This window comes from Qipengyuania sp. JB2-7, from assembly GCF_055693485.1.
In genome coordinates this window covers 1,905,590-1,926,192 of record NZ_CM146335.1, presented here as the reverse complement: position 1 = coordinate 1,926,192, position 20,603 = coordinate 1,905,590, and the positions used below count along the sequence as shown (strand labels likewise).

Here is a 20,603-nt window from a genome sequence, read left to right as displayed (position 1 = left end):
TAGATGAAGGATAAAACCGTTCCGGTTGGTACGATGAGGCGCATCTGAAGGACGATGAATTGCAAATAACACAAAAATAGAACATATAAAGAACAAATGAGTCGTTCTGTACCCATCAACGCGTCGCTTTTAAGCGTATGTGACGCCGCCGCTTTGTCAGAGCGGCGCAGTGCTCGTTGGTGTCCGGGACTTGCAGCTAAAGGAAAGACGCCTTGCCATAGCGAGGTCTTTGCATCCGGCAATGATACGAGCGGGGCAGCTGCTGCGCTCGCATTGGCGCTCGATGATTGGCGCAACTTCCCGCATGATGAGGGTGCTCAATCAGAAGATATGCGCACTATTCTATGGGTGCAAACCCGCGATGCTATCCGATTGAGTGGGCGACCCTATCGTGCTGGCTTGCCGCAAGGTTTGCAGAACCACCTTATCCATGTCTGCGCACAAAATGATGCCGATGCGCTGTTCGCATTGGAAGAGGGGGTACGGTGCCGCGATATTGCCTTTGTAATCGGGGAGATTGTAGGCAACAGTAAAGAACTCGATTTCACAGCCTCGCGGCGACTAACTCTGACGGCGGAGCGGCACGGCGTTCCGTTATATCTGGTGCGTTTGAATGCAGGACGTGATTTGTCATCGGCCCGTATGCGCTGGGATGTCACCTCGGCTGCTTCACAGCCGCCTAAGTGGAATCCGCAGGCTCCGGGTGCCCCCGCTTGGAAGGCTGAATTGTTCCGATCGCGTAGCCACCCGCCAGACACATGGATCCTGAGCGATAATGGTAGTCAGCTAAAAGCGCACAAGGCCATGACGGCTGATAATGATACCCTGATTCAGAGCTGCGGTTGGGCAGCAGGTTTGCGGCAAGTTGGCCTGCGACAGGAGCGTGTGACACACGCGCTTGCCCGGTGATCGGAGAGACGGAGGGGGCAGGGAGGCACGGCACATCGCAACCGTATCAATCCAGACGTATTCTGTCTGTGTGGTTGCCTGATCTGGCGCTTGATCGCTGGCGGCTAAAGCACAGTATCACGCGTGCTGAGGGAGGCGATGCCGAACCGGTAGTTTTGATCGCTGATACGGCACGCGGCCTGCACATAGAGGCGGTCAATCGTGCCGCAGCTGGGGAGGGCGTACATACCGGCATGATGTTGGCGGATGCGCGTACGCTGTGCCCGCACATCATCACTCATCCTGCTGATCAACCAGGTGATTTGGCCTTTCTGAAAAAGCTGGCCATGTGGGCTCTGCGTTGGGGTCCATGGACAGCGCTTGATCGACCATATGGATTGCTGGTCGATATATCTGCCGTTGCGCATCTGTTTGGCGGTGAGGAGCGTTTGTTGGCTGATGTGGCAGGTGCTTTTGCTGGGCGTCGATTGGCTATCCGTGCCGCGATTGCCCCGACAGCAGGTGCGGCCTGGGCGCTCTCTCATTTCGCGCCTAATGGCACCATTATCGATAATGGTGAGGATATTGGTGCACGGCTTGCCAATTTGCCAGTGGCTGCGTTGCGACTGGACGATGCGGTGCTCACGACCCTGCGCCGTTTGGGGCTGAAACGGATTGAGCAACTTAGTGCGATTGAGGTGGAGGATGCTCACGGAAAACTGACCGGGCGCGATGCGTTGCAACGCCGTTTCCGCAATCGCAAGTCGCCAGCGGCCAACCCACTGATCCGGTTGGATCAGGTCTTGGGAAAAGTACCCGAACCACTGCTTCCGGTTATCCCGCAGCAAATGTCGCTGGTGCAGCGGCGCTTGCTGGAACCGATCCGTCACCGCAACTTGTTAGATCAGGTGTTGATAGATCTGGCCGAAGATATGGCGCGAGAGTTGGAGGGTAAAGCGCAAGGTGCAAGGCGTTTGGAATTGGGTTTGTGGCGGGTTGATGGCGAGGTGGTTGTTCGCCAGCTTGAGCTGGCCTCCGCCACGCGCGACCCGGCGCATATTTGCCGACTGTTTGCGGCGAAGCTCGATGATGTGGAGGCGGGTTTCGGGATCGAAATGCTGCGACTGCGGGTGATCTGGGCTGAGTCCCTTGCGCTGGATCAAGGAGATTTTGAGGCAGCGGCGGAACGGCATGGCACGTCTCTATCGGCCTGTATCGATAGGCTGGCGGTCCGTCTGGGCGAGGGAGCCGTTTCGCGCCCTGTACCATTTGCCAGCCACCTGCCCGAACGGGCACAGCGTTGGCAGAAACCGTTGGAACCGCAGCCAGTGTCTCAAGGCGAACTGGCTTTTCACACGCAGTACGCTCAAATTACTGGATCGCGCGGAGAAGATCGCCGTGCTCTATGCAACGCCTGATGGCTATCCCAAGCGGTTTCGCTGGCGCGAGTCTGTGCATGAGGTTGCCCGTGTAGAGGGGCCGGAACGGATTGCGCCGGAATGGTGGCGTGAGCGCGGCAGCACGCGTTTACGTGACTACTATCGGATCGAAGATGATTCCGGACGGCGATACTGGATTTATCGCCAGGGGATTGTCGGTGATGGCCGCGGCGGGTTGCCTCATTGGTATCTGGAGGGGTTGTGTGGGTGAGGGGATGTCGGTTGGTGAATTGATTGCAGACGTTGGGAGCCTGCTGTAAATCGATAGCTGATGGAACACTTCGATGATTTAGCGGCCAAGTTGAATGAGAAAGGCTTGATCAAGCTTGAGGAAATTGTCCCGGCTAAAGATGCTCGAAAAGCGTTTGAGATGATCATGGAGCATGCCAAAGAGCATGAAGTATATTCCGACGGTCGATGGATGCGGTCACCAAGTCGTTTTGGATATCCTAAGCCATTTCGTAATGCCCTCAATATGCTCAACAGGGCAGAGGAATTTTCAGCCCTGATTGGTACCCAGCTACCATCCATCATTGAACGGCTTATCGGGCAGCCAGTAATGCCGCTTTCTCCGGGGCAGCAGATCTTGCTCTCCCTGCCGAGCGAGGGTGAATGGTTGGTTCCGTCCGACGCATGGCATATCGACCTACCCAAGATTGGCGAGAGGGCCTCGCCCGGTCTGCAGGCTTTCACATTTCTTGATGATGTTGAACCTAAGGGTGGTGCGACGCTCGTGATCGCAGGATCGCATCGTTTGGCAAACGATACCGTGAATCTCTCATCCAAAGAGCTAAAACGCCGACTGCAAAAGGAAGACTATTTCAAGTCGTTGCTTGATCCTAAGCGCACTCCGATTTCAAATCTTGCAGAAACCAGAGGGTCTGTTCATGGTGTCGAGCTTGAGGTTGTAGAGCTTTGCGGCAACGTTGGCGATGTGTACCTGATGGACTTGCGCCTCCTCCACACACCAGCGCCTAATTGTTCCGACAAAGCCCGGCTAATGCTTACATGCCGTTTCCCAAGAACAGAGATCGCTGCCAAGTATACCGGTTCGCAATGACAGTTTTTTGAAGTTCAGCGAGAGCAGTCAAATCAAGAGGCATATAGCATGAAGCGTCGATACAAGATTGGACTTGGTTTACTGACCGTTGCCTTGGTCTTCGTCGGAGTGAATGCCTATTTCTGGTTCACGAGGGAACCGCGTCCGATTATCGTCGTAGAGGCGGGCGATGGAGGGGAGCGCGTCTCGATCAACGACCTGCCAGCCAACTTTTATCCAGGTCTGGGTGATGGGCCGCGCCCGGCTGTTCTGCTATTCGGAGGTTCTGAAGGCGGTCTGCGCGAGTACCGCAATGTCTTTGCAAGGCAGTTGGCGCAAGAGGGCTACTCAGTTCTCTATCAAAGTTATTACGCGACCTCGGAAAGCAATCGGTCATTCAATATGGTGCCGCTCGAAACTTTTGACGCCGCTCTTGATTGGCTGAGCTCCAACCCAAAGGTACGCGTCGGTCCGATTGCGGTGATTGGTCATTCCAAAGGGGCCGAAGGCGCGTTGCTATTGGCCACGCGCGACGCCCGTGTCGGAGCTGTGGTTGCGGCCATGCCTAGTGACGTGGTCTGGCAGGGATTTGACTTTGACAGCATTGATATGTCGCGATTCAGTTCTTCATGGAGCGAAGATGGTGATCCGGTAGCATATCTGCCGTATCAATCGCTCGATTGGCACGAGTATTTTACGGTAGATGCTCCGAGGCTGGAAATGTTCAAACGTAGCAGAGATGCCGCTCCGCAATATCCGTCGGCATTTATCCCGATCGAAGAGACTACGGCGCAAATTCTGTTGATTTGCGGAAAGAATGACACGCTCTGGCCAGGTTGCCGCATGGCCGAGGCCATCAAGGCAAAGGTTGAAAAAACATCAGGTGCCGAGATTGAATTGCTGGCCTACGACAATGCTGGTCACTGGGCATTTGGACCAGCTAGCGATCTTGATGAAAGCGACACGCGGATGCTTGCAAGTATGGGCGGGGATGCCAACGGAGACTTAGCGGCTCGCCGTGATCAGTGGCCGCGGATACTTCAGTTCTTGGAGACTGCGACCAGAGGTCAAGGGGCTGGGCAGAACTCCGATTAGTATGCGGCACCTCTTCGGGTCGTAGGTTTATGAAATGGGATGTCGCGAAACTATCTGCTTCACACAGCAATGATGATAACAGTCCTGCTTTAACCCCGCGCAACCAAACCTGCTCGCCTTGAGCGTTTTTGCGCAAGCGGAATATTGCCGAAATTTGCCACTGGTCCGCTTGCCACCCTCTCGACGGTCACTGTTTCATCGATAACCCATTGCGGCAAAGCTTGTTCGAAAGTGATGCCGCACGCGCCATCTTTGGCCCAGATCACGCTGCAATAGAATTCGTGGTTTGCCCAGCGCAACATTCCCGAGGCACCTTCTGCCGGCAGGTTTTCGATCTCTAACCGCGCGCCCATAATGGACAGATCGACAAGGCGACCTACGCGGCGACCGGTGACGGTGTTGAGTGATGCGCTGCAGTTTACACTCGAACGCTCGTGAGAGCGCCTATCTGACGGCACCACCTTTGCAGCGGTTGCCATTCCAAAACGACCCATTTTTGGTTCTCCTGTTTGCCCCCAGGAAGATCCATCTTGTCGCTCGAAAATGGTTAAACTCGCCTTTCAAAACATGGTTACCCCGTCATCTGTATGAATACGCAGGGAAATAAAAAGGGCTCGGCAACGTTTCCGCCACCGAGCCCCACTTAGTGCGACCAGTTATGGTTATGATTAGTTTGCGCTGAAAGGCAGTGAGCTGTGGTGAAGAACGATATCTAGCTCTCCGTCGTCGCCACGCTCGTAAGCGAATGAGTACTCAACCTTGGTCTCATTGCCATCCGTGCCGGTGAAGAAATAGTTGCCCATGGCCACTGCCATGATGCCATCGTCAGAGATTACGGTGCCGTTATTGTCCCAGCGGACCGCTGTGTAAGGCGCGATGGCAAAGCCGCCATCTTCCGTGCCTTCGGTGCCGACGAAATAGCTAAGCGCCTGGGCATCGTCTTCGCGGAATTGATCTTCAGCCGCCAGGGTCGGCTTGAACAGAACGGTCGCATCATCGCCATAAGCATAATGCGTTGCGATATGCTCTGCTGCACGTGCACTATAGTCGCCTTCGTCTGTAAAAGTTTGCCCAATAGCGACAATGCCTTCGCCCCAGGCCTGCTGAGCAGCAGCAACTTCTTCTGCGGTGATTGGGTTGGCGTCTGCGGTTGCGTCATCCGAAGCCGTCGCGGTTTCGCCGCATGCAGTCAAAGCGAGCGCGCTCGCGCCAAGAAATGGAACTAGGAAAAATTTCTTCATTACGTACTCCCTTGAGAGGAACGTCGGTGCGCCCCTCGAAAAACAGTGCGACTTGTAGCCGCTAGTTACGTCCGACATCACAAGCAGGATTGCTCGCCAGAGGGGCCCGGTCCGTCCACTAAATACGCGTATGCCAGCCATGGGTTCCCACTCAGTTGCAATTTTTGCGATTGGCTAAACTGCAATTGGAACATAATAAGAACAAATGGCCCAGATAAGCAGACAACAAACTACACTTCAAAAGCTCGAAATCCTCGCTGATGCGGCCAAATATGATGCCTCTTGTGCGTCATCTGGCACGGCGAAGAAGAACTCGCTTGGTGGAAAGGGGATCGGCTCCACTGAAGGTATGGGCATCTGCCACGCTTATGCGCCCGATGGGCGGTGCATATCTCTGCTCAAGATTTTGCTGACCAATCAGTGTGTGTTTGATTGCCATTACTGCATCAACCGCAAGAGTTCGAACGTACGCCGCGCACGCTTCACACCGCAAGAAGTCGCGGACCTGACGATCAGTTTCTATCGGCGCAATTATATTGAAGGGCTGTTTCTTTCGTCAGGGATTGTGAAGAGCTCCAATTATACCATGGAGCAGATTGTTGAGGCTGCGCGTATCCTGCGCGAGGAGCATGACTTTCGCGGCTACATCCACCTCAAGACTATTCCAGAGGCTGACCCGCAATTGGTGCATCAAGCGGGGTTCTATGCTGACCGTGTGTCGATCAATGTAGAGCTGCCGACGACTAGTGGGCTGGCCCGGCTCGCGCCTGACAAGGATGCCAGCCAGATCGAAGGCGCATTGGCTAAGACGACCAGCGACATTGTTGAGGCAAAAGATGCCAAGAAACGGTTTCGCCATGCGCCGCGTTTTGCGCCTGCTGGCCAGTCGACACAGATGATTGTCGGCGCGGACAAAGCCAATGATGCCGATATCGTTGGCAAGGCGAGCCATCTTTATTCCAGCTTTCGTTTGCGGCGTGTCTATTATTCCGCCTTCAGCCCGATCCCTGATGCGAGCGCTGTGCTGCCGCTAAAACGCCCGCCGCTAATTCGCGAACACCGACTGTATCAGTCAGACTGGTTGATGCGATTTTACGGCTACGCACCGGGCGAGGTCGTGCAGGCGACGGAAGCTGACGGGAATCTACCGCTCGATATTGATCCCAAGCTCGCCTGGGCATTGAAATTTCGCGAGCGTTTCCCGGTCGATGTGAACCGGGCAAGCAAAGAGGAATTGCTGCGCGTGCCAGGGCTGGGCGTGACATCGGTGCGGCGGATACTGGCGAGCCGCCGCCATCGTACCCTGCGGCTGGATGATGTGGCGCGGCTGACTCAATCAATCACCAAGGTGCGCCCATTTATCTGTGCGCTGGATTGGCGGCCAGTGACACTGACGGATCGTGCCGATCTGCGTTCGCTTCTCGCACCCAAGCAAGAGCAGTTGGAGCTGTTTGCAGGATGAGCGCCTTGGCTGAGCATAGCGAACAAACGCGCTATACAATCGCAATGGCCCAGCCAGATGACTTCGATTTCTGGCGTGAGCAAGCACGAATACTGGTGCAATGCGATGTTGCGCCAGATCGGGTGGGCTGGACGGAGCCGGGTGGGGCGCAGGACTTGTTTGCCGATGCTGGTGCAGCGCTACCGCAACCGCCCGCAAATCCACCGCTAGTCCGCGCGCCGAAACGTTTCCTAAGCCTAGCGCGTAACGCTGCACTTCATTCTGATCCTCAGCGGTTTGGATTGCTTTACACGCTGTTGTGGCGGCTCCAGCGTACACCGGGCATTATGCAGGACAAGGCCGATCCGGATGTTCGCCGTTTGGAAGAGCTCGATAAAAATGTCCGGCGCGACAGCCACAAAATGCATGCCTTCGTGCGCTTTCGGCAGGTTCAAGAAACCGGTGGTGAAGAGCATTACGTCGCTTGGTTCGAGCCGGACCATCATATCCTGCGTGCGAACGCTGGTTTCTTCAAACGTCGCTTTGCCAATATGCGTTGGTCGATCCTGACGCCGCGCGGCAGTCTGCATTGGGATACACACACAATGCGGGAAGGGCCGCCAGCTGACCGTTCCGACGCACCTGATGGTGATCTCGACGGAGGATTTGTGGCGAACGTACTACGCCTCAATCTTCAACCCGGCGCGGCTGAAGGTGTCGGCTATGCTGTCAGAGATGCCAAAGAAATACTGGAAGAATATGCCCGAGGCATCACTGATTCCAGAGCTTGTGGCGAACGCGCAATCGCGTGAGGCGCAGATGGTGAGTGCAGGTGCGCGTGAGGCGCGTGAACGACCGAAAAGTCTAGCCGAGATTGAGCGTAGCATTGCTGCGTGCCGCGACTGCCAAATTGCTGAATGCGGTACGCGGGCAGTGATGGGCGAGGGGCCGACGAATGCGCCACTGATGATTATCGGTGAGCAGCCGGGCGATCAGGAGGATGTGGCAGGCCGACCCTTTGTTGGTCCTGCTGGACAGGTTCTCGACGCGCAGCTTGCTGAAGCAGGTATCGATCGGGCGGCAGCGTACATCACCAATGCGGTGAAGCACTTCAAGTTCATACAACGTGGCAAACGGCGCCTGCATCAGAACCCTGGTGCGAAAGAGATCGATACGTGCCGTTGGTGGGTTGAGTCAGAGCGTGCAATTATAAAGCCAAAGCTTGTGTTAGCTTTAGGTTCAAGTGCGGCGCGTAGCCTGCTTGGTAAGACAGTGAGTGTGAAGAACGTTCGCGGACAACCTATTACGCTTGATGATGGGGCAGAGCTTTGGGTGACAGTGCACCCATCCTATCTGCTCCGGCTTGATGGTGATGCCCGCATTGAGCAGGAAGCGCTGTTTGCTATGGATCTGGCGGCGGTAAACGCACGGCTCGCGGAATTGGGAGGCGTTCCGTAATCCGTTCGTGCTGAGCTTGTCGAAGGATGAACATGGCCGAGCGCTCGCACTTCGACAGGCTCAGCACGAGCGGGTTGACCCTGTCCATCATGCCCGACGCACCACTTACTCCTGATAAACGCACGCTGGAGCTTGATCCCGATCTGATCGAACCACCTGCACGAGCACCTTTCGTAGAGTTGGGGCTGATCAGTTGTTTTAGTTTTCTGCGCGGTGCGTCAGACGCGGTTGATCTGGTGATGACGGCGCGCGAGCTGGGCTATGACGCGATCGGGATCGCTGATGCCAATTCTATGGCGGGCGTGGTGCGCATTCATACCGAGGCGAAAACGCTGAAGCTGCGACCGGTGATTGGTACGCGGATCGAAACAGTCGAAGGGCTGGCATTCCTTGCATATCCAAGGGATCGCACAGCCTATGGGCGTCTATGCAAACTTATCAGTGCTGGTCGTATGCAAACACTCGATGGCGATTGGCAGGAAAAAGGTGCGTGCGAGATCAGTCTCGCCATGTTGGCTCAGCATGCGGAAGATGTGCAGCTGGTTCTGTTGCCGCCGGAAGATTTTGGAGCGGAGTTTACGATTGCTGGCCTAAGCAATGTGGTCAACATTGACGGTCAGACTGTTCAAGAGACGGTTAGTGGTACTTTGCAAAGCATTCTTCCTCAACTCACCGCGCAGTTGCCAACGTTCAAACATATCGCTGCAAGTTACCTGTATCGAGGAGATGATATTGCCCGGATAGAGCGGCTTGATGGGTTAGCCCGAGAGCATGGGCTTTCCATTCTCGCGACAAATAATGTGCACTATCACACGCCGGACCGTCGTACCGCTGCAGGATGTAATGACAGCGATCCGACACAAGACGACGGTGGCGAGGGCGGGGTATTTGCTGGGTGCGAATGCGGAGCGGCATCTCAAATCGCCCGCAACAATGGTCAAGCTCTTTGAGCGCTGGCCCCATGCCATCACCGCTGCGCGCGCAGTGGCCGATGCATGCCAGTTCAGTTTGGATGAGCTGCGCTATGAATATCCGGAAGAGATTTATCCCGACGGCATGGACCCGCAGGAATATCTTGAAGTCGAAACCTGGTGGGGTGCAGAGGGGCGCTATCCGCCTGATGAATTTTCTGGTGGCGTACCCGATGATGTGATCGCGACAATAGAACGCGAATTGGCCTTGATCGCGAAACTAGATCTGGCGCGATACTTTCTCACCATCAAGAACATCGTCGATTATGCGCGCGGTGTTGAACCACCGATCTTGTGTCAGGGACGGGGTAGCGCAGCCAATTCTGCGGTTTGTTATTGTCTGGGGATCACATCGGTCGATCCGGCCAAGCATGCATTGTTATTTGATCGCTTCATTTCCGAGGAACGTCGCGAGCCGCCCGATATTGATGTCGATTTTGAGCATGAGCGACGCGAGGAGGTGATCCAGCATATCTATCGCACTTATGGGAGGCATCGCGCTGGCCTGACTGCGACTGTCATCCATTACCGGCCTCGCATGGCCATTCGTGAGGTCGGCAAAGCCATGGGGCTGAGCGAGGACGTGACTTCCGCGCTTGCGAAGACTGTCTGGGGTTCAATGGGCAGCGAGATCACTGATCGTCATGCAGCGGAGACAGGCATGGATTTGTCCGATCCGCATCTGCGTCGGGTGTTGGCTTTGACAGAACAGATGATCGGTATGCCACGCCATCTCAGCCAGCATGTTGGCGGGTTCATCCTGACCGAGGGCGCGCTCAGCGAAACTGTACCGATTGGGAATGGAGCTATGCCAGATCGCAGCTTTGTCGAATGGGACAAGGATGACATTGAAGCGCTTGGCATTTTGAAAGTTGATGTGCTGGCGCTGGGTATGCTGACCTGCATCAAAAAATGTCTCGACCTGCTGGAGGATCACCACGGTCGTTCACTGACGCTGGCAACGGTTCCACGCGAAGATGAAGAGACTTACGCGATGCTGCGCAAGGGCGATTCATTGGGTGTGTTTCAGGTTGAAAGTCGGGCGCAAATGAACATGTTGCCGCGCCTGCGTCCGCGCGAATTCTATGACTTGGTCATTCAGGTGGCGATTGTGCGGCCTGGGCCAATTCAGGGTGATATGGTCCACCCCTATCTCAAGCGACGACGCGGGGCGGAGCCGGTGCAAATTCCAGCGCCAAGTCCAAAACATGGCCCGCCCGATGAGCTAAGCAGTATTTTGAAGCGCACTTTGGGCGTGCCGATTTTTCAGGAACAGGCGATGAAGATCGCGCTGGACGCTGCGAAGTTCAATTCGACTGAGGCAAATCGCTTGCGCAAGGCGATGGCGACATTCCGTAGCCGGGGCATGGTGCATGAGCTTGAAGATATGATGGTCGGGCGCATGGTTGAGCGCGGTTATGACGCTGAATTCGCGCAGTGCTGTTTCAATCAGATCAAGGGGTTTGGTGAATATGGTTTTCCCGAAAGCCATGCAGCCAGCTTTGCGCATCTGGTATATGTCTCCAGCTGGATAAAATGCCATTTCCCGGCGGCTTTCGCGTGTGGTTTGCTCAATTCCCAGCCCATGGGTTTTTATGCGCCTGCACAGATTGTGCGCGATGCGCGCGAACACGGTGTCACTGTGTTGCCTGCTGACGTCAATCATTCTCAGTGGGATTGTACTCTTGAAGAGTGTGCCCAAACCACTCGCGCCCTCCATCCTTCCACCCGGAGCCTGCCGGGTCACTATCAGGGTGGAAGGGTGGAGGGCGCGGGTGGCCTGGGACCAAGCAAAGAAACAAGCCTGGACCGTCACATCTCTCTTCGTCTTGGCCTCAGGCAAGTCGATGGGTTCCCAGAAGCGGTTGCGGCGCAACTCGTTGCAGAGCGCGACATCAATGGGACTTATACTGATGTCGAGGCCCTACGTGATCGTGCGCGGCTTGCCCCATCGCATATTGAACGGCTCGCCAATGCTGATTGTTTTGGCTCAATAGTTTTGTCACGTCGGCAAGCCTTGTGGGATGCACGCAGTCTGATTGGTGGCCCTGATTTGCCACTCTTTGCTCACGCAGAGGCGCGTAGTGAAGGGGCAGAGAGCAAGCGAACCCAATTGCCGACTATGCCGTTGAGCGAAGAGGTGGTGAATGATTATCAGACCACTCGGCTAAGCCTGAAAGCGCACCCATTGAGTTTCCTGCGCGCCTCGCTGGCGGAGCGTGGTTTCGTTCGGGCATGCGACCTTGGAAACCGAAAGTTTCGCTCCATGGTCCATGTGGCTGGTGTGGTCTTGATCCGTCAGCGACCGGGCAGTGCGAAGGGGGTTTGCTTCATCACCTTGGAGGACGAAACGGGCGTGGTAAATGTCGTTGTCTGGCCTGATTTGAAAGAAAAACAACGACGCGTTGTTATGGGATCACGGTTGATGGAAGTGCGCGGTACGGGTGGAATATGATGATGAAGTGATCCATGTGATTGCGCAGCACATGACCGATTCAACCGACCAACTCTATGGCCTATCTGATGACATGCTGGATGCGCCATTGGCGCGCGCTGATCATGTCAATTCGCCATTGCCCGCACATGGGCGAAAGACAATTGGTAAACGCAGCGAAGCGGCTGAAAATTATCAACCGGTTGAACCGTGGGAAGAGCCTGGCCCCAGCAATCGGTCAGCGGGATGGCATAATTCAGGTGGTGGCCATCCACGCACTGTACGGATCATTCCAAAATCGCGGGATTTTCACTGAAGATGGCAGGAAAGAAAACGCGCATTTCACGGCGAATTGGCAAGTTTAAAGGGGATCGATTGGCGGTCATTCTCATTCTCGGCGCTGCGCTTGTTCTGGCCGGTCGCACCGCGTTGGGGGATTACCCGCAACATAATCCATGGGCGCCGCTCGATCTTAATGACCCCGTAGGTTGGGCGACCGAGGGTAAGCTGACTGCTTTGCGGGATGACGTCAATGCGTGCCGTGCTGTTCTGACGCGATCGCAAGTCCCCTTCACTGTATTCAGGTCTGAGGGAGAGGGGGCATGCGCACGACCTGATCGCCTGAGGCTGGACCAGCTTCCTTTGCAGCCCAGTAATCCTGCCACCACATGCCCTGTCGGTATCGCGCTGCAGTTGTGGCAAAGGGACAGCCTGACGCCGGCAGCGATGGAGTTGTTTGATAGCAAAGTCGCTGAAATCCAGCATCTGGGCGTTTATTCCTGTCGGCGAATGTATGGTAGCGACAGCGGACCCTGGAGCGAACATGCGACTGGCAATGCGATCGATATTGCGGGTTTTGTGCTAGACGATGGAACGCGCATCAGCCTGTTGAATGATTGGGATGATGGCGGGGCCAAGCAAGCATTTCTCCGCCGCATTCGCGATGGCGCATGCGACAGTTTTTCGACCGTACTTTCGCCTGACTATAATGCTGCGCATCGCGACCATTTTCATTTTGACATGAGCGATCGGTGGCGCAGCGTGTGCCGCTGAGTTGCGGCGACGAAAGCTAAGGTTCGAGCGAGTACCCGTACCGAGCGGACTGTGCGGATCACGTCCTGCATCCCATCCTTCGTAATGGCTTTGCGCAGCCGCCGGATATGCACGTCAACCGTGCGAAGTTCTATGTCGCTGCCTGTGCCCCAAACGCCATCAAGCAATTGATTGCGGCTGAACACGCGGCCCGGGCTTTCCATAAAGAACTTGAGCAAGCGATACTCAGTTGGTCCAAGGTGCAAAATTTCTCCCGCACGTTCAACCTTGTGCGCGACCGGATCCAGCGAGAGGTCGCCGACAGCGATGGTTTCGCCAGCAAGCACAGGACGGATCCGGCGCATAACCGCGGATATGCGAGCGAGCAATTCGCGCGGAGAAAACGGTTTGGTCAGATAATCGTCTGCGCCGGTCTCGAGGCCACGAACGCGGTCATCCTCAGTCTCGCGCGCGGTCAGCATAATGATTGGTACGTGCGCGGTTTCCTTCTCGCGACGCAGGCGACGACACACTTCGATGCCGCTTGTTCCCTCTATCATCCAATCCAAGATCACCAGATCAGGAACGTCCTCGCGAGCCATGATCAACGCTTCGTCGCCATCGGCTGTCGTGCGCACAGAATAGCCTTCTTTGCTGAAACGATACTCCAGCAGCTCCGACAGAGCCGGATCATCCTCTACTAACATCAGTTTGGCAGCGCTCACCGTGTCACACCCTCATACCGCGACGTTCTCACCTGAGAGACTATGACCAATTAGCTACAGTTTCATTTCACTGGTCGCCGTCATCCGGATATTCGCCTGTCGCCGCATAATGAACCATCTCGGCCACATTGGTTGCATGGTCGCCAATTCGTTCAAGATTGCGTGCCACAAACAGATATTGCGCAGCGGTGGTGATCGTCTTTGGGTTTTCGACCATGTGGCTGACCAAGTTGCGAAAGATTGAATCGTAAAAAGCATCCACTTTTTCATCGACCTCAATCACTTCTTTGGCGAGCTGCGCGTCGCGCGCGGCATAGGCCGTCAATACGTCATGGACCATTTCGCTCGCCAGGTCTGACATCGCGGGCAACAGCGTAAGAGGCTCAAACCGTTCCCGCTCTTCCACTTTGCCGGTGCGCTTGGCTATGTTTTTCGCATAATCGCCAATCCGCTCGACGACGCCGGCAATTTTCAGCGCGGCGATCACCTCGCGCAAATCATCAGCCATCGGGGCCCGTAATGCGATTACGCGAACCGCCAGCTTGTCGATTTCCGACTCCAGAGCGTCAATTTTGCGATCACCTTTGACGACCTTCTTCGCAAGGTCATGGTCGCCCTTCACGAGCGCTTCCATCGAGTCCTGAACCGCAACCTCGGCCAAACCGCCCATCTCGGCGATCAGTCCCCGCAGACGCGTGATGTCTTCATCGAAGGCTTTGACTGTATGTTCGTTCATGGGCTTGCTTCCTTAGCCATACCGGCCAGTGATGTAGTCCTGAGTTCTCTGCTCAATCGGGTTGGTGAAAATGTCGGTGGTTCGACCATATTCAACAATTTTGCCCAAATGAAAGAATGCGGTGCGTTGAGATACGCGTGCGGCCTGCTGCATTGAGTGCGTGACGATCACAATCGCGAAGCGGCCGTTTAGCTCATCGATCAGTTCTTCGATCTTTGCAGTCGCAATGGGATCGAGAGCTGAGCAAGGTTCGTCCATCAGTATCACTTCGGGATCAACTGCGATGGCGCGGGCTATACACAGCCGTTGCTGCTGGCCCCCTGACAATGCTGTGCCGCTGTCCTGCAGACGATCTTTCACCTCTTCCCAAAGGCCGGCCCGCTGCAGCGAGCGTTCCACAATTGCGTCAAGCTCATCCTTGTTTTCCGCAAGACCGTGAATTTTCGGGCCATAGGCGATGTTTTCATAAATGGTCTTGGGGAAGGGGTTGGGCTTTTGGAATACCATGCCGACCCGTGCGCGCAATTGCACTACATCCAGCTTGGGATCGTAAATGTCGTCGCCGTCGAGTGTGATCTTCCCTTCAACCCGAGCAGTCGGGATGGTGTCATTCATGCGGTTGAGTGTGCGCAAAAACGTTGACTTGCCGCACCCCGACGGGCCGATAAACGCGGTGACATATTCGGTCGGGATTTCGATGGAGACATCATCAATGGCCTTTTTGTCACCATAGAATACCGACACACCGCTGGCGCCCATTTTGGCATCGCTTTGTTCAAGATTGGGATGGACTACAGTCACCAGGTCTTCTCAAATTTGTTGCGTAGGTAAATAGCGAGCCCGTTCATCAATAGCAGGAACAGGAGTAGGATGATAATTGCTGCGGATGTCCGCTCTACGAAGCCTCGATCAATTTCGTCCGACCAGAGGAATATCTGAACAGGCAAAACTGTTGCGGGCGACGTGAAACCATCGGGCGGCGTCGCGACAAACGCCCGCATACCGATCATGAGCAGCGGGGCCGTTTCCCCCAACGCGCGCGCCATCCCAATTATGGTGCCGGTCAAGATGCCGGGCAGGGCGAGGGGCAACACATGATGAAAAACCACCTGAATTGGTGACGCCCCGACTGCCAATGCGCCGTCGCGAATACTGGGTGGAACAGCTTTGATGGCATTGCGACCGGAGATCACGATCACGGGCATGGTCATCAGCGCCAGAGTCATGCCACCAATAAGCGGAGCCGATCGCAGATTTGGAAAGACCGTCAGGAACACGGCCAGACCGAGTAAACCAAAAATGATTGAAGGAACAGCTGCGAGGTTGTTGATCGATACCTCAAGCAAATCCGTCCATCGGTTCTTTGGTGCATATTCTTCTAGATAAAGCGCAGCGAGCACGCCGATCGGAAACGCCAGGAGAAGCGTTATGATCATTGTCAGGATCGAGCCTTTGAGGGCACCCCAAATCCCGACCTGCTGGGGGTTTGTGGCATCTGATCGTGTTAAAAAACCAGAGTCGAAATTCTTTTCCAGCTGACCTGCTTCTTTCATCTGACTGGCAAGCGCCTGGATTTCAGCTGAACCCTCTCCAGCGTAGCCAGCGGCAAGGTCAGCGCTGGCAGGAAGAGCGAATGCAACCTCTTGCCTTAAGAGTGAAGGGTCAGCTGCGATAGCAACGGCAACATCGCGCCAGGCCTGGCTGCCAATTTCCTGAGCAGCCTCTTCACCAAGCGCCTCTTCAGCATAAAATTCGACCACTGCAGGAAGCCCTTGCGCCTCCAGTGTCTGCACCCCTGAAGGGCCGGCCAGCGTATCGGAGTCGCCCGAAATCCCAGCTTCGGCCAGGTTGATAGGGACATTGACTTCGACGCGTTGAAAACCGCCGAGACCGTTAAGCGTCATTGAACCCAATAGGAAAACCAGTACGGCGACCGAAAAGAGGATGGCGCCCAGGCCAATCGCGCGGAAGCGCCGCTCAGAGGCGTAGCGTTTCTGCAGGCGCTTTTCGAACGCGTCAGTTCGGGTAGGGGCGATGTGCTCACTCATAAGCTTCACGGAACCTTTTCACGACACGCAAAGCGATGAAGTTGAGACCCAACGTGACGAGAAACAGTACGAAGCCAAGGGCAAATGCGCTGAGTGTGGCTGGGTGGTCGAAACTTCCCTCGCCAGTGAGCATTTTGACGATCTGAACTGTCACTGTTGTCATTCGGTCTAGGGGATTGGCCGACAAATTCGCCGCGGTCGAAGCGGCCATGACCACAATCATGGTTTCGCCAATTGCGCGGCTGATCGCGAGCATGACGCCGGCGACGATACCGGGCAGGGCCGCCGGAATAAGGACGCGCTTGATCGTTTCTGACGTCGTTGCACCCATGGCCAGGCTGCCATCACGCATCGCCTGCGGAACGGCGGCAATACTGTCATCCGCCATGGATGAGACGAACGGGATAATCATCACGCCCATAACGAGCCCAGCGGCCAGCGCGCTCTCGCTGGAGGGGTTGGTTACGCCCATCGATAAGGCAATATCGCGAATGGCTGGCGCGACAGTAAGCGCGGCGAAATAGCCGTAAACGACGGTTGGTACACCAGCCAGCACTTCCAGAGCAGGCTTAACCCAGGCGCGTAGCCGAGGGTTGGCATATTGCGTCAGGTAAATCGCACTCATCAGGCCGAGCGGAATCGCGACTATCATGGCAATGATCGCGCCGATAAAAATGGTGCCCCAGAATAGCGGGATAGCGCCGTACCGCGTGCCATCCGGATTGTCTGGGTTGCTCATGGGATCAGGTGCCCAGAAGGTGCCGAACAGAAACTCTGCAGGTGAAACCATTCCGAAGAAGCGTACAGTCTCAAAAACCAGACTAGCCAGAATGCCAAGCGTGGTCAGGATCGCTACAATGGAGGCGAGGAGCAGGATCGCCATAACTGCACGTTCCACGCGGTTGCGCGCAGTGAAGTCTGGCTTGAGGCGCAAAAATGACCAAGTCCCACCAAGAAGCGCGATGAGCAATGTCACTGCGGTTCCGATAAGGTTGTAGTGGCCGATCGCCTCGCGAAACGGTTCGACCAATTTGGCTGCTGCCGGATTGAAAACAGCCGACGTTGATCCCGTCGCAACGGCGCGGGCCTCTTTCAGCAAGGTCTGCCGTTGAAAGTCGAACGCGGGAAGGTCCGCCGCCGCGTCACTTGCGAGAACGGATTGGGTGATCAGCGAAGGCGCAATTGCGCTCCATAGCGCAATAAACGCGATTACAGGGATCGCGACCCATAGCGCCACATACCAACCGTGATAGCTCGGCAGGCTTGCAAGCTCTGCCTTATCGGTGCGCCGAAAACTCCACGCACGCGCGCGCGCCGCCAACCATCCGGCAAGCCCTAGTCCAAACGCCAGGAGAAGCAGGATGATTGGCGACATGCGGTGTCATTACCCTTACTTGAGGCCCGAGCCGTCGATCGTTGTGAACTCGGTGGCTGCCGTTGTATTCGCCGCCATTACATCATCTGGCGAAGCAACCAAGCCAATCTTGGCCAGTGGACCGTCTTTGCTCCACATCTTTGTCCATTCAGTCAGGTATTCACGCAGGCCAGGGATCGCTTCGATGTGTGCCTTTTTGACATACACATAGAGAGGGCGTGCCCCAGGATAGGCGAATGTGGAGATGTTTTCGTAAGTCGGCTCGACATCGTTCATAGGCAGGCCCTGAACCTTATCAGCATTCTCTTCGAGATAGGAATAGCCAAACACCCCAATCGAATCGGAATTGCCTTCGATCTTCTGGACGATCAAATTGTCCTGCTCGCCCTGATCAACATATTTGCCGTCAGCGCGCACCTCGGTGCAAACCTGATCGTATTTGTCCTCATCGCTTTCTTTAAGCGCCGACATGTCTTCATTGGTTTTACAACCGGCTTCGAGAACAAGCTCTTTCAGCGCGTCACGCGTGCCTGAAGTCGATGGCGGGCCGTAAACGAGAATCGGCTTGTTAGGTAGCGAAGGATCGACGTCGGACCACATCTCGTTTGTCTGCTCACTGCCATAGGGGCTAGCCGCAATCGCTTCATAGACGATCCTTGGGGTGAGATTCATCGTGATCCCGCCTTGCGCTGATGCGAAAGCAATCCCGTCAAGGCCCACTTGAAGCTCGATAACCTCTTCAACGCCATTCGTCTGACAATCTGCAAACTCAGATGCTTTCATGCGACGTGACGCGTTTGCCATATCTGGTGTTTCAGGGCCAAGACCGGCACAGAACAGTTTCATGCCACCGCCAGTGCCGGTGGATTCGATGATCGGCGAAGGAATGTCTGGGTTTGATCGCGATAGCGATTCAGCAACCGCCTTTGCAAATGGGAAAACCGTCGATGAGCCGACCGCGCGGACAGAGTCGCGTGATCCGCCTGTTGCGTCGCCACAAGCAGTTAGAGCGAGTGCTGATACAGCGGCGATGGCGAATGACTGGATTTTCATGGATCGGTACCTCTTCAATTCAGTTGGCCGCGCTTGAGCGCGGTTTTGTTACAGGGTTGCGACAATTCTTGGACAAGCCGCATAATCGCGCCTTGCAGGTTCAAATTCTACAGCTTTAGAAATCAATTTGCGCGCGCACTCCGAACACGTCGACATCGTAAGATGTGTCTCCCGCCGCAGTCGGGAATACGGCATTCGAATAATCGAGTTTGCCATAATTAGCGAGCAGCATGGTGTAATCGGTTGGTTTCCAGACCAGCGAAGCGAAGTAGCCGTTCTGGCTGCCACCAACGATCCCGGCATCTGTTAGATCGAGCCGGTCATAACGCACGTTAAACTGCAACGAACCGATACCGCCTTCGCCAACTGGGTTGGCAGGTTTGGTCCGGTCAAATTTGCCACCTTTATATCCGCGCGTGTCGCCCTTAGTTAGGAAATAGCCAACCTCGACATATCCCCCGAAGAACGTCGGATCTTCCACCATCATTGGCGTATCAACGTCGCGCCAATACCCCTCGACTACACCGTGGAATGGACCGGAGATGAATGCCCCTTCCAGACCATAGGAAAACTCGCTGTCCGCGCCAAAGTTGCCGGTGTTGATAAAGCGTTCGCTTGTGAAGCCAACCAGCGGGCGTTGGCGATAGCGCACAGTGTCGCCATTTTCGTATTCGCGATAATGTAATGATGCGCCAAAGTGGACTTGTGCATCGCCAATTTTGGGCATGTAAACGAAGCGTCCGTCAGTGCTCCAGCTATCGTTTGGCAAATCGTCCATATTGTCGCTGAACACACCGGCTTGTAGCAGTACGTCGCCGGAGCTGTATTTAGCACCGACACCGACGCGGCGCACAAAGTTGAAAGCATCGGTGAACGCCGCGCGCTCAATAAAACTAGTGTGCAGCGAGCTGGTCAGTTCTTCCAGAGATTGGAAATTGTTGAATTGGCCAACGCTGACCTCAAGGCCGCCATCTTCATAGGAAATCAGCGCATCGGTCACAGTGAGATCGCTATTTGCGAAATCCACCTCTACCTTATAGCCAAAACCACCGGGCATGTCGCCTGAAACTCCAAGGCGCCCACGGCGGATATCTTTGCCAAATCCATCGTCGCGACCGGTAGAGTTAGGTGCGTTTACAAAGCCAGCATCAAATTGCAGTCGACCACGCGGTTTGAAACTCCATCCTCCGTCAGACTTGATTTCCGGTGTGCCTTTGAAGGCAATTTGCGGCGTCTTCTTTTCAATCTCTGAAACCTTTGCCGCAGTTTCGCTAGCGGTTTCGTTCGCTGCAAGTGCGGCCTGTTCAGCAGAAACGGTTTTCGCCTCGGCTTCGTCCAGTTCCTGCTCCAGCTCGGTCACGCGCTCAGCAAGGCGCGAAAGCTCGGCGCGCAGGGCTGCAAGCTCGTCGCTTGAGGGAGATTGCGCATGAGCCAACGTCGGTGTGGCTATCGCGACCAACGCGACGCCGATCGCTAGAAGAGATTTAGAGTTGTTCATGAGAGAGGACCCCGTCTCAATATGATGTTCAGAATACTTTATGACACTGTGATGGCGCCCGTATGACGTGAATATTTCGCTTATGTGACAATCGCCGTTGCGCTGACAAAAGGCTGTGGAGAGTCTATGG

Annotated in this window: 16 protein-coding genes and 2 pseudogenes; 9 read left to right on the top strand and 9 right to left on the bottom strand. The window is 55.3% G+C overall.

Going from position 1 to position 20,603, the window contains the following annotated elements:
• Window positions 1-96 precede the first annotated feature (96 nt).
• From ACZ1GM_RS09640 to ACZ1GM_RS09620, 5 genes are read left to right on the top strand one after another with little or no spacing between them, the layout of a single operon-like run.
• Complete coding sequence (locus ACZ1GM_RS09640) at window positions 97-909, top strand: hypothetical protein (RefSeq protein ID WP_472676272.1); 813 nt, start codon at window positions 97-99, stop codon at window positions 907-909.
• Window positions 906-2,306, top strand: a complete 1,401-nt coding sequence (locus ACZ1GM_RS09635) for a Y-family DNA polymerase (protein WP_472676271.1) — start codon at window positions 906-908, stop codon at window positions 2,304-2,306. The genes ACZ1GM_RS09640 and ACZ1GM_RS09635 overlap by 4 nt, the downstream gene beginning before the upstream one ends.
• Window positions 2,287-2,538, top strand: a complete 252-nt coding sequence (locus tag ACZ1GM_RS09630; protein WP_472676270.1) for a DUF6504 family protein — start codon at window positions 2,287-2,289, stop codon at window positions 2,536-2,538. Before ACZ1GM_RS09635 ends, ACZ1GM_RS09630 begins: the two co-directional genes overlap by 20 nt.
• Window positions 2,539-2,598: 60 nt before the next feature.
• Entirely contained in the window at window positions 2,599-3,387 is a 789-nt protein-coding gene (locus ACZ1GM_RS09625; RefSeq protein WP_472676269.1) for a phytanoyl-CoA dioxygenase family protein, read from the top strand.
• 48 nt (window positions 3,388-3,435) lie between these two features.
• Window positions 3,436-4,461 carry an acyl-CoA thioester hydrolase/BAAT C-terminal domain-containing protein gene (locus ACZ1GM_RS09620; RefSeq protein ID WP_472676268.1) on the top strand — a complete coding sequence of 342 codons (1,026 nt, stop codon included), beginning with the start codon at window positions 3,436-3,438 and terminating at the stop codon, window positions 4,459-4,461.
• 89 nt (window positions 4,462-4,550) lie between these two features.
• On the opposite strand, the gene ACZ1GM_RS09615 is transcribed toward ACZ1GM_RS09620, so the two are convergent.
• On the bottom strand, window positions 4,551-4,955 hold the full coding sequence (locus ACZ1GM_RS09615; protein WP_472676267.1) for a PilZ domain-containing protein: 405 nt from the start codon (window positions 4,953-4,955) through the stop codon (window positions 4,551-4,553).
• Between the two features lie 174 nt (window positions 4,956-5,129).
• Window positions 5,130-5,702, bottom strand: a complete 573-nt coding sequence (locus ACZ1GM_RS09610) for a phosphoribosyl-AMP cyclohydrolase (RefSeq protein WP_472676266.1) — start codon at window positions 5,700-5,702, stop codon at window positions 5,130-5,132.
• A 205-nt stretch (window positions 5,703-5,907) separates the two neighbouring features.
• Between ACZ1GM_RS09610 and ACZ1GM_RS09605 the strand changes: the two genes are divergently transcribed.
• From ACZ1GM_RS09605 to ACZ1GM_RS09590, 4 genes and pseudogenes are all read left to right on the top strand, one after another.
• A complete protein-coding gene (locus tag ACZ1GM_RS09605) occupies window positions 5,908-7,164 on the top strand; it encodes a putative DNA modification/repair radical SAM protein (protein ID WP_472676265.1) in 1,257 nt (418 codons plus the stop codon).
• A pseudogene (locus tag ACZ1GM_RS09600) lies at window positions 7,161-8,601 on the top strand (UdgX family uracil-DNA binding protein). The gene ACZ1GM_RS09605 and the pseudogene ACZ1GM_RS09600 overlap by 4 nt, the downstream one beginning before the upstream one ends.
• A gap of 89 nt (window positions 8,602-8,690) precedes the next feature.
• A pseudogene (locus ACZ1GM_RS09595) lies at window positions 8,691-12,322 on the top strand (error-prone DNA polymerase).
• 2 nt (window positions 12,323-12,324) lie between these two features.
• Entirely contained in the window at window positions 12,325-13,059 is a 735-nt protein-coding gene (locus tag ACZ1GM_RS09590; protein ID WP_472676264.1) for an extensin-like domain-containing protein, read from the top strand.
• Here the strand turns inward: ACZ1GM_RS09590 and phoB are convergent.
• From phoB to ACZ1GM_RS09555, 7 genes are all read right to left on the bottom strand, one after another.
• Window positions 13,017-13,763: a phosphate regulon transcriptional regulator PhoB gene (gene phoB / locus ACZ1GM_RS09585; RefSeq protein ID WP_472676263.1), complete on the bottom strand. Its 747-nt coding sequence runs from the start codon at window positions 13,761-13,763 to the stop codon at window positions 13,017-13,019. The genes ACZ1GM_RS09590 and phoB overlap by 43 nt on opposite strands.
• Before the next feature lie 67 nt (window positions 13,764-13,830).
• Window positions 13,831-14,499, bottom strand: coding sequence for a phosphate signaling complex protein PhoU (gene phoU / locus ACZ1GM_RS09580; RefSeq protein WP_472676262.1), 669 nt, complete (start codon window positions 14,497-14,499; stop codon window positions 13,831-13,833).
• Between the two features lie 12 nt (window positions 14,500-14,511).
• A complete protein-coding gene (pstB, locus tag ACZ1GM_RS09575; RefSeq protein WP_472678536.1) occupies window positions 14,512-15,258 on the bottom strand; it encodes a phosphate ABC transporter ATP-binding protein PstB in 747 nt (248 codons plus the stop codon).
• A gap of 38 nt (window positions 15,259-15,296) precedes the next feature.
• Window positions 15,297-16,547 carry a phosphate ABC transporter permease PstA gene (gene pstA / locus ACZ1GM_RS09570; RefSeq protein ID WP_472676261.1) on the bottom strand — a complete coding sequence of 417 codons (1,251 nt, stop codon included), beginning with the start codon at window positions 16,545-16,547 and terminating at the stop codon, window positions 15,297-15,299.
• On the bottom strand, window positions 16,540-17,922 hold the full coding sequence (pstC, locus tag ACZ1GM_RS09565; protein ID WP_472676260.1) for a phosphate ABC transporter permease subunit PstC: 1,383 nt from the start codon (window positions 17,920-17,922) through the stop codon (window positions 16,540-16,542). The genes pstA and pstC overlap by 8 nt, the downstream gene beginning before the upstream one ends.
• Before the next feature lie 15 nt (window positions 17,923-17,937).
• Window positions 17,938-18,975 carry a substrate-binding domain-containing protein gene (locus tag ACZ1GM_RS09560; RefSeq protein WP_472676259.1) on the bottom strand — a complete coding sequence of 346 codons (1,038 nt, stop codon included), beginning with the start codon at window positions 18,973-18,975 and terminating at the stop codon, window positions 17,938-17,940.
• A gap of 115 nt (window positions 18,976-19,090) precedes the next feature.
• Complete coding sequence (locus ACZ1GM_RS09555; RefSeq protein ID WP_472676258.1) at window positions 19,091-20,473, bottom strand: porin; 1,383 nt, start codon at window positions 20,471-20,473, stop codon at window positions 19,091-19,093.
• Between the last annotated feature and the right edge of the window lie 130 nt (window positions 20,474-20,603).

Bases quoted from the DNA above. Each gene is read 5' to 3' on its own strand.
- ACZ1GM_RS09560 (WP_472676259.1), bottom strand. From the start codon at position 18,975: ATGAAAATCCAGTCATTCGCCATCGCCGCTGTATCAGCACTCGCTCTA.
- ACZ1GM_RS09615 (WP_472676267.1), bottom strand. From the start codon at position 4,955: ATGGGTCGTTTTGGAATGGCAACCGCTGCAAAGGTGGTGCCGTCAGAT.
- ACZ1GM_RS09620 (WP_472676268.1), top strand. From the start codon at position 3,436: ATGAAGCGTCGATACAAGATTGGACTTGGTTTACTGACCGTTGCCTTG.
- ACZ1GM_RS09610 (WP_472676266.1), bottom strand. From the start codon at position 5,702: ATGAAGAAATTTTTCCTAGTTCCATTTCTTGGCGCGAGCGCGCTCGCT.
- pstB (WP_472678536.1), bottom strand. From the start codon at position 15,258: ATGGGCGCCAGCGGTGTGTCGGTATTCTATGGTGACAAAAAGGCCATT.
- ACZ1GM_RS09555 (WP_472676258.1), bottom strand. From the start codon at position 20,473: ATGAACAACTCTAAATCTCTTCTAGCGATCGGCGTCGCGTTGGTCGCG.
- phoU (WP_472676262.1), bottom strand. From the start codon at position 14,499: ATGAACGAACATACAGTCAAAGCCTTCGATGAAGACATCACGCGTCTG.
- ACZ1GM_RS09625 (WP_472676269.1), top strand. From the start codon at position 2,599: ATGGAACACTTCGATGATTTAGCGGCCAAGTTGAATGAGAAAGGCTTG.
- ACZ1GM_RS09640 (WP_472676272.1), top strand. From the start codon at position 97: ATGAGTCGTTCTGTACCCATCAACGCGTCGCTTTTAAGCGTATGTGAC.
- pstA (WP_472676261.1), bottom strand. From the start codon at position 16,547: ATGAGTGAGCACATCGCCCCTACCCGAACTGACGCGTTCGAAAAGCGC.
- ACZ1GM_RS09605 (WP_472676265.1), top strand. From the start codon at position 5,908: ATGGCCCAGATAAGCAGACAACAAACTACACTTCAAAAGCTCGAAATC.
- ACZ1GM_RS09590 (WP_472676264.1), top strand. From the start codon at position 12,325: ATGGCAGGAAAGAAAACGCGCATTTCACGGCGAATTGGCAAGTTTAAA.
- pstC (WP_472676260.1), bottom strand. From the start codon at position 17,922: ATGTCGCCAATCATCCTGCTTCTCCTGGCGTTTGGACTAGGGCTTGCC.